Genomic DNA, 8,363 nt, shown 5'->3' with positions numbered 1-8,363 from the left:
GAATAGCGGTCCCGTATTTGGTACTCTATCTGATCATCGGATACATTGTATAAGTGCTGAAGTACGAGTACTTTGAACATCAGTAGCTCGTCATAGGCTTTACGACCCGCATTGCTTTTTCGGTTTGACTTTCGTATTTCCTTTAAGGTCGGACGAAAGGCTTCCCAAAATATCAGTTTGTTGAGATGAACTAATGGATCTTTTTCATCTAACTTGCGATACCTGTCATCTAAATCAAAAAAGCCGGGCTGAGACATAGAAGGAAACTCTTGAAATTTTTGAACAGTGAGATTATATCAAAGTTGGGCTATTTTTAGAGGTGCCCTAATGTTATTGTTGTTGGATACCGATTTCCCTCGGCTTCTATATCCTCATTAAGGTCGCTTATAAATGAGCCGGGATGGCTGCGCTTGATTTTTAAATCTTTCTTGCCCGCAGCATCTTCTGGCCAAAAACTAACGTAGTTTGTTCCAAATGAGAGGGAGGCATGTCCAACCATATTACCGCTAGGTTGCCAAACGTGTACTTTTAACATTACTTTTCCTTAAATAATACTATTCAATATTCATTTTAGAATTTTTTATGGCGGTACGATGAGAAGTAGTTCCAATAGCGTAATGTCTAAGTAAAATAATGATATTGTGCTAGGGTAAGGTTCTAATAGACGGAAAATGAAAGTATAAATTTGTAACAAAAATTATTTTTTCTTTGTATTTTCCGTATTCATATTTTTAATCCGCAATGTTGTGTGATTTCTTTATATTCTCTTCTTTCAATCATAGTTGAAGCTCATCAACTATGGCCTTTCGTGCGTTAGGATGTCTCCGGTTAACGCATAATCATTCCCACCTAGTCTTGCCAATGGATTTAACTTTTTAGAGTCTAATTGAAAATCTTTTCCTGTGAAGAGGGGATCGTCTACAAAGGCGGCATTCACCTCTACATAAATGATGGCTTGAGGCCCATTGCCCAGTAAATGAATATCGTGGCATTCGGCGGAAAAGGCGACCGGTGCTTTAGTGAGTCGTGGTAGAGAAAAGTGTGGTTCCTTAACTAGGGCATGATTCAGTAAATTGAGTTCCGATTCCCCTTCGGCAAGAGGCTTGGCGGTTTTGTTGACTTCATCGGCGAGTTCTCCATTAGCGATATGTACAGTGCAATGGCGGTTTCTTTCGATATTGGCCCATGTATCTTTCTTGGTACCATCTCGTTTATGCCCGGCTGAGAACATCAATATACCTGGGTTAGAACAAACAACGTTGAAATAGGAATATGGCGCCAAATTAAATGATTTGTTGACATTTTCTGTCAAAATCCAAGCAATTGGCCGGGGTACTATGGTATTGGTCAATAGTTGGTAGGCATGCAGCTTCTCTAAGTCCTTTAAAACGATATTCATGTAATCCCCTGAATTTATTAGTGATTTTTTCATCAGTCCAATAATTTTTACCTGAGAATTGTCACAGGTAGAGTGGTTAAACATAATAATGCACTGAATCGCGTTGAGCCTTAAAGTGGAAAAATTTCATAACCTGCAAAATGTATAAAAAGTTCTGGAATGCGTATAAGCGGATATTCAACAAGGTACATATACTTGTACTTGTTCGCAATTCAATGAGTTTAACGACTCAGCCCACTTAGGAGCCTATTATGTTAACCCGATACCTTGCCAATATGATGACCAAGTCTGGAAAAGCCCCTGTATTTGATGATCCTAAAGATTATGGTTTGGACTATGAAGATGTTACGTTTAAAACAAAAGATGGTGTGACGTTATCAGGCTGGCTGGTAAAAGGTGGAACCGAAAAAATTATCGTGCAAACTCATTTTGGGGTTCAGTGCAGTCGCTCGGGCTATACACCAAAAGGAAAAGGTCTATATAAACTCTATAAAAAGAATATTTCATTTTTACGTCAGGCTAAATATCTGGTGGATCAGGGGTATTCTGTACTGATGTATGACATGCGTAATCATGGTAACAGTGGGCAGGGGACATCTGAGTACATCGCTTGGGGCAGTGCTGAGGCTCAAGATGTACTGGCCGCAGTAGGATATATTAGTCAACATGCGGATTATCAAAACGCTGAGATTGGTTTATTGAGCATTTGTATGGGAACCAGTGCTACTTCATTTGCCTATGGATTAGAAGATGGGTTATCGAAGTATGAAAATATTAAAGCATTGGTCTCTATTCAGCCTCTGCGTTTTACCGACAATATGCGCGAAATCAAAATCTCAGAAAAAATGGCAAGTAAAATCAACGATTATAATATGAGTCGTGGTGGTGCCGATTTGATGGAGTCGTTTTTTGAACATGTTCCTAGTATCAAAATCCCCACCTTGGTAATTCAAAATACCAACGATCCTATGAGTGATATCGATAAAGTCAGAGAGTATTACGGCTTGTTAGGAGGCGAAAAAGAAATGCTGTGGTTAGACCTCGAAAAAAACCGAGCGGCGGCGTATGACTGGTTAGGGCAATCTCCAGAACAATTTACCGCTTTTTTCAATAAATATATTGGCAAATAAAACATAATGCTGAGCTTTTTATAGCTCATAAACCCTACCCTTAATAGGATGCCAATTAACAACAAATTTGAGAGGATTTATCATGACAAAGAAAACAGTGTTAATTACCGGTTGCAGTTCAGGCTTTGGCGCTTTAGCGGTGAAAACCTTTCAGCAAAATGGTTGGAACGTTGTGGCGACCATGAGAACACCAGAAAAAGACACTACATTAGGTGAACTAGAGAATGTATTGCTCTGTCGATTAGATGTGACGGATGAACAGAGCATTGATGCCGCAGTTGAAAAAGCTTTAGCCGAATTTGGCAGTATTGATGCATTAGTGAATAATGCCGGTTATGGTGGCCATGCGGTTTTTGAGCAATTTGAGATGAGCCAAATTCAAGCCATGTTTGAAACCAATGTCTATGGGCCTATGCGGGTCGCTGCTCGGGTTTTACCTCATATGCGTAAGCAGGGTAGTGGTGTGGTTGTGAACGTTACATCTATGGCTGCAGAGGTTGGTTTGCCTTTTGCCTCTACGTATTCTGCCAGTAAGTTTGCTGCTCAAGGTTGGTCTGAAGGGCTAGCGTTAGAATATGCGCCGTTTAATATTAAGGTGAAAACGGTTGCTCCCGGTGCGTACGGGACGAATTTTTCAGCCGCAACGGACAATAATTTTACCGCTGGTGATGAGCAATTAACGACCTATGCCGGTCAGTTGGCTGCACACTTTGAAGGATTAGCTGCACAGATGCGTCAGCAGGGCGGTAAAGAGGCGGATCCGCAGGAAGTGGCAGATAAGATTTATCAATGTGTAACCAGTGAAACACCGATCCACAATGCAGTGGGGGCAGATGCCACTATGCTGATGGATATGAAAAATAGCCAATCAAGAGAAGCCTTCTTAGAGCAAATGTCGGCTATGCTCGTACCGAATCGCTAGCTCGAAATCACAAGAATTAATTTGTTTTTTGGTAGTGATAAGTTGTATTAAGTTATATTAAGGTGTACTCATCATTGACTGAAGGGTGATTTATTTCGCCCTTCAGTTTATTTAGATGCAAACACATTTTTAACGCTGTGAACAGAAGAACAAAAAATAGAAACGTAACGGGGCGAGGTAGAGTAAATGATCTCTAAATGGGTTATTGGTTTCATTATCGTATTGGTAATTTTGGTGGTCTTGTATGTGCTTGGTCGCAAATCAGTCCACAGTGAAGTTTTTATTCCAGTGAGCCCAGACAAGGTCTGGAGTGTTATTGTGGATACACAGAAGTATCCAGAATGGAATCCTGTTATGGAGGTGTTGGATGGGGAGCTGAAAGAAGGCCAAACCGTGAGATATCGCTTTCATCAAGATGAGGATAATAGCTATGAAATCCCGTCTAAAGTAAAAAAAATAGAGCCTTCCTCATTGTTAAATCAAACTGGTGGAATGGTAGGGATGTTAACGTTTAATCATCGTTATGTCTTAACGCCAGAATCTAACGGTACACGAGTGGTGATTCATGAGGATTATCGTGGTGTAGGGGCTGCATTTTGGAATCCGGCTCCGGTTGGTGCTGCCTATGAGCGGCTCAATCAAGCTATTAAAGTTCGTGCTACGGCATTGTATTTGCCAGAGTAAGTCGAGTTACCTTAGGCTATTACCGCTATTAAAAGCGTTTTTTTTAAATATAGGTGTGAACATGTCAAATTCCAGTTCCATTATCCGAGTTAAGACCATCAGTGAAATGCATAAAAATTTAGGCTTAGATAGCCCTCAGCATCCACTGGTGTCGGTATTGCCGATTGATGAACGCCTTGCCAATTTTGATTATGGTGATCACACCTATACTTTAGATTTTTATCAGGTGGCGATGAAATCTAACATTAAAGGCCATATCACCTACGGACGTAATAGTTATGACTTCCAAGAAGGCTCAATGGTGTTTACACAGCCCGGTCAAACACAAAAATTTGAGCGAAATGAAGACATTACTTCTGCTCGTGGTTGGGTTTTGTTCTTTCATCCGGATTTAATTCGTCGCTCAGAACTGGGTAAAACTATTGGTGGTTATTCTTTTTTTTCTTACGATGTTCATGAAGCGCTGCACTTGTCGGAAGGCGAACGAACGATTTTGACAGATCTTGTTGAGAAGATTAAAGAGGAGTATCACCAAAATATTGATAAGCATACCCAAAAATTAATAGTCAATAATATTTCATTAATTCTCGACTATTGTATGCGTTATTATGATCGCCAGTTTTATGTTCGTACGAATTTAAATCAAGATACTATTGGTAAATTTGAGCACATATTGCAAGGCTATTATGAAAATGAGCAAGCCGATGCTCTAGGCTTGCCTACGGTACAATGGTGTGGAAAAGAGTTGGGTATGTCGCCTGGGTATTTAAGCGATTTGCTTAAAAAAGAAACCGGCGTGAATGCGCAACAGCATATTCAGTATTTTATTGTGGAAGAGGCAAAGAATCGCTTACTGGGTTCTCAGGCGCAGGTGGGGCAGATCGGGTATGATTTGGGTTTTGAATACCCACAGCATTTTAGTAAGTTCTTCAAAAATAAGACGGGAATGACACCGGCTCAATATCGAAAAGTGAGTTGAGTGTGTTGAGTATATTTATGTTTTATTAACCTGAATGAATCCGCACATCCTTGTGCGGTATACACTCTATAGCGTTTTATCCCTTTTAATTAGAGATACGCACATTACTGACAGTAACCGTATTGGTGGTTGAGCCGCTGTCTTTATCGTTTGCAATCACGAAGCCCATATTATTACCGGTATAGAATTGTCCAACCGGAATAGTGAAGGTTTGCGTGCCGCCGGTGTAGCTGTAATCGTCGATTCCCCAATCCTGTGTGCCGGTTAATTGGAAAATACGATTTGAGCTTGCGCCATTGTCACTGTCAAATCCAACACCTTGAATTTCTCCTTCTACACCACCGGTACTGAATTCAAATGTGATTACCGTATCTGACGTCACTTGGTATTCTGAATTGGTAATACGCCATTCGTTACCGGTTAGGGTGATGGAACAACCATCTTCAGAGACCTCAGCAGAGCCTGGCGCGCTGTTGGAGTAGTCATCAGACGTGTTGTTGAGGAAATTAATGGCGCCATCACAATCGTCGTCTCCTGGGGGCGGTGGAGGTGGCGGCGGTGGTGTTGTGCCTGAACGAAAACTGGCAATGATATCCCGTACGTTATTCAAGTGCCTCGCCGCATCGCTTCGATCTTCTTCGCCAACCACTTGCCCTGTTTCCGGATAAATCTCGTCGGGTGTTGAGAAATAATCGATTAATGGGAAGGGGCGGCCACCAGCCATGATAGTTCCCCAATCAGTCGAGCCTTGTGGGTCAATGTACCCAAAACTGTACGGATATAAGAATTGACCACAGTTTCGAGTAGCGCTACCACAATCTCTGGTTCGGTCGTGACGTAAACCCATTACATGGCCTAATTCATGAATCACAATCGGGGCGACATCCATTAAACCACGTTGGCCTACAGAAAAGGCTTCATCTTCGAAAGCTTGGTTACAAGGAATGCCTGCACCACAAATGGCATTGGCTTGTCCATTTTGTTGAATGCCTTCAAAAATTAAATAGACTAAATCGGCTTGAAGTTCGTCACGCCATTCGTGTACCACACCAAAGGTACTGTTATTTGGGTTTGAGAGGTCTCGCAATAACGGCCCCATGCTGGAATAACGGCCTTCATTGACATTCACCTCTCGCATACCTGCAATGGTTAATTCCATGTTTACATTACTGTTGGTTAATGCCAGGTTACCATCGTCGATGGCCGCAATAATATCGGTTTCAATATTCGATACACCGCCAACTGCGGCACGGGCATCATCGGTATAGACCATAAGCACGGTCACTTCCGTTTGTGCATAGGCTATAGATTGCATCAATAAAGCTGTGGCTGTCGCCAGTAATTTTGTTTTCATTTTCATCGCTTTGCCTTTTTAAGAATAAGTGAAAGAAGGAGGATTAGTCGTAGGTGATGTCACTGACATCCACTTCATAAGTGGCGGTGGCGCCGCCCTCCATACTTCTAATCACCAATACTTTTTCTGTTGAGGCAAAAGCGATTTGGCCGCTCATTTTCCTATTGTGAACAACCAGTTTTACACGAGAGTCGTCATGGCCTTCCACTTTACCTCGGAGAATGTCGCGCGTATGACGTGTGCTAATCTGATCAATCATGAGGGTTAAAGGAGCTTGTCCTTCAAAAGTATCAACAGAAAGGCGAAGCTGCGGATTTTTTGCTGTTTTTTCAGTATTAATCGCAGATTGCAGGGCTTTTATGTTAGATACATAAAAAGGTTGGGTATGTTGCGTCACGTTTTTCATTAAATCGGCAGACAAGCTTTTATTTAAATTTGCTGCATGATTCTCGATTTCCCAAGCCCCTAATTCGGTGCGATCGGATAAGAATTGTTGCTGGATTTCTAAAACACGTTCTTCGGAAATGGCTATTGATGAGAATGCGATCAATGCCGTAGTTATTGCAATTTTCATGTTCTCTCCATTATTTTTAAACCGCTTGTTTTTAAATAAATTTTTAAACCGCTATTTTTTAAAAATAGGATTTTATATTGCATTGCGAATGACTATTTTCCTCCTGTATGGGTGAGTGGGAGCACGCTATTGGATAAATCACGCTTTTTGAAATGACGTAGGGTATTTACTCGTTGGCGTGCATTTTTTCTTTTCGTGAAGTTTTATTGTTGTATTTGTATTTGTATTTGTATTTGTATGTAAAAACGAATGAAAACCTATTCGTCTACGTAAATGAACGCCCAATGGTTCGAAAACCTCAACGGTTTTTTGCCTGTTGCGTGTTTTTGGCGTTAGGGAAGTAAATCAGGAGAGAGGTTGGTGAATTGTGTGTCATCACTTTGAGTTTAATTGACTTGAAAAGTGATGACACACATTGATGATTAGGTGGCGGGAGGTAATGATAATTCTAGTAAGTGTTACCTTTTTATTTTTTCAACCATTTGCCGCTTTTTTTAATGTACTGTCCAGCAGCGGTTTTTTTGATGGCGACTTCTCCAGCTCGATTTTCTACTGCTTGTAAACTAATGTTGTTCTTGATTGCAATGGCTTTGTACTTGTCTTTGCGTTGTTGATTGATTGAGCTAATCAATGCTTTCACGTCTTTTGCCGGACTGCCTTTTACGGCGGCTAAATAGCCGCTTTCGGTTTCGCCGACCAAACCCTGAGATTTTGCGCTGTTGAGATCGAGAGCATAAGACGGTACGGTAATGAACGCGGTAAGTAGTGTAAATAAAACAATACGTAGAGGTGCCATAAAAGCAAAACGTTGGGTAAAAAAGAAAAGATGTGGCGTCTTAAGAGTATTGACTGAATTGTTCATTGTGCTCTCACAAGTTCAAGTTGTTGAGTGTCAAATTTGTATTTAGAAAAACTTCAATAAGAAAAAGGTTTCGTGTTTAGAATAATTCGCTGTCATCAGAGAAAATATCTTCCAATTCCTTATCAACCTTGACGCGAATCTCGTGTTCGATTTTTACATTCAAGTTAATGGTAATAGGCTCTTCAGAGGCGACCTGAACGGTGGGCTGGCATCCGGTTATGGCCGCTATGATCGTTGCGACGAGGGCGCTGTAGGCGGCCAAAGTGGTTAACTGTTGCTTCATGCAGTGTTCCTATTTTGTATTGCGCTAATTGATTGATGTTTACGTTTATCGCCATTATGGGCGACCACTGTCGCTAATATGTAGCCTGAAATGATACGTAATTCAATATAGAGCAGAATACACATCATGTTCTGAACACAGGCTTAAAGAATTGGAAGAGAGCAAGAAAAGAACAT

11 protein-coding genes are annotated in these 8,363 nt (G+C 41.1%); 4 read left to right on the top strand and 7 right to left on the bottom strand.

The annotated features are described in order from the left end of the window. The 3 genes from LU351_RS08505 to LU351_RS08495 all read right to left on the bottom strand — a co-directional run. Positions 1–257, bottom strand: a 257-nt coding sequence (locus LU351_RS08505; RefSeq protein ID WP_232593637.1) for a transposase, incomplete at its 3' end; no start/stop codon positions are given. A gap of 56 nt (positions 258–313) precedes the next feature. Then, complete coding sequence (locus LU351_RS08500) at positions 314–535, bottom strand: hypothetical protein (RefSeq protein WP_232593636.1); 222 nt, start codon at positions 533–535, stop codon at positions 314–316. 261 nt (positions 536–796) lie between these two features. After that, positions 797–1,399 (bottom strand): flavin reductase family protein, encoded by a 603-nt coding sequence (locus LU351_RS08495; RefSeq protein WP_232593635.1) that lies wholly within the window; start codon positions 1,397–1,399, stop codon positions 797–799. 251 nt (positions 1,400–1,650) lie between these two features. Between LU351_RS08495 and LU351_RS08490 the strand changes: the two genes are divergently transcribed. The 4 genes from LU351_RS08490 (at position 1,651) to LU351_RS08475 (ending at position 5,114) form a co-directional block, all read left to right on the top strand. Continuing rightward, positions 1,651–2,529, top strand: a complete 879-nt coding sequence (locus tag LU351_RS08490) for an alpha/beta hydrolase (RefSeq protein ID WP_232593634.1) — start codon at positions 1,651–1,653, stop codon at positions 2,527–2,529. An 82-nt stretch (positions 2,530–2,611) separates the two neighbouring features. Beyond that, positions 2,612–3,451 carry an SDR family oxidoreductase gene (locus tag LU351_RS08485; RefSeq protein ID WP_232593633.1) on the top strand — a complete coding sequence of 280 codons (840 nt, stop codon included), beginning with the start codon at positions 2,612–2,614 and terminating at the stop codon, positions 3,449–3,451. Between the two features lie 186 nt (positions 3,452–3,637). Further along, on the top strand, positions 3,638–4,135 hold the full coding sequence (locus tag LU351_RS08480) for an SRPBCC domain-containing protein (protein ID WP_232593632.1): 498 nt from the start codon (positions 3,638–3,640) through the stop codon (positions 4,133–4,135). Between the two features lie 61 nt (positions 4,136–4,196). Then, positions 4,197–5,114: a helix-turn-helix domain-containing protein gene (locus LU351_RS08475; protein ID WP_232593631.1), complete on the top strand. Its 918-nt coding sequence runs from the start codon at positions 4,197–4,199 to the stop codon at positions 5,112–5,114. Positions 5,115–5,199: 85 nt separating this feature from the next. On the opposite strand, the gene LU351_RS08470 is transcribed toward LU351_RS08475, so the two are convergent. The 4 genes from LU351_RS08470 to LU351_RS08455 form a co-directional block, all read right to left on the bottom strand. After that, positions 5,200–6,468, bottom strand: coding sequence for a M12 family metallo-peptidase (locus LU351_RS08470; RefSeq protein ID WP_232593630.1), 1,269 nt, complete (start codon positions 6,466–6,468; stop codon positions 5,200–5,202). 43 nt (positions 6,469–6,511) lie between these two features. Next, positions 6,512–7,042 carry a hypothetical protein gene (locus LU351_RS08465; RefSeq protein ID WP_232593629.1) on the bottom strand — a complete coding sequence of 177 codons (531 nt, stop codon included), beginning with the start codon at positions 7,040–7,042 and terminating at the stop codon, positions 6,512–6,514. Between the two features lie 466 nt (positions 7,043–7,508). Beyond that, entirely contained in the window at positions 7,509–7,904 is a 396-nt protein-coding gene (locus LU351_RS08460; RefSeq protein ID WP_232593628.1) for a YdbL family probable chaperone protein, read from the bottom strand. Between the two features lie 76 nt (positions 7,905–7,980). Next, positions 7,981–8,187 carry a YnbE family lipoprotein gene (locus LU351_RS08455; RefSeq protein ID WP_232593627.1) on the bottom strand — a complete coding sequence of 69 codons (207 nt, stop codon included), beginning with the start codon at positions 8,185–8,187 and terminating at the stop codon, positions 7,981–7,983. Between the last annotated feature and the right edge of the window lie 176 nt (positions 8,188–8,363).

It is taken from the genome of Marinibactrum halimedae (genome assembly GCF_021234875.1).
In the GTDB taxonomy this organism is placed as follows: Bacteria; Pseudomonadota; Gammaproteobacteria; order Pseudomonadales; family Cellvibrionaceae; genus Marinibactrum; species Marinibactrum halimedae.
This window is presented reverse-complemented; position numbering and strand designations above follow the sequence as displayed.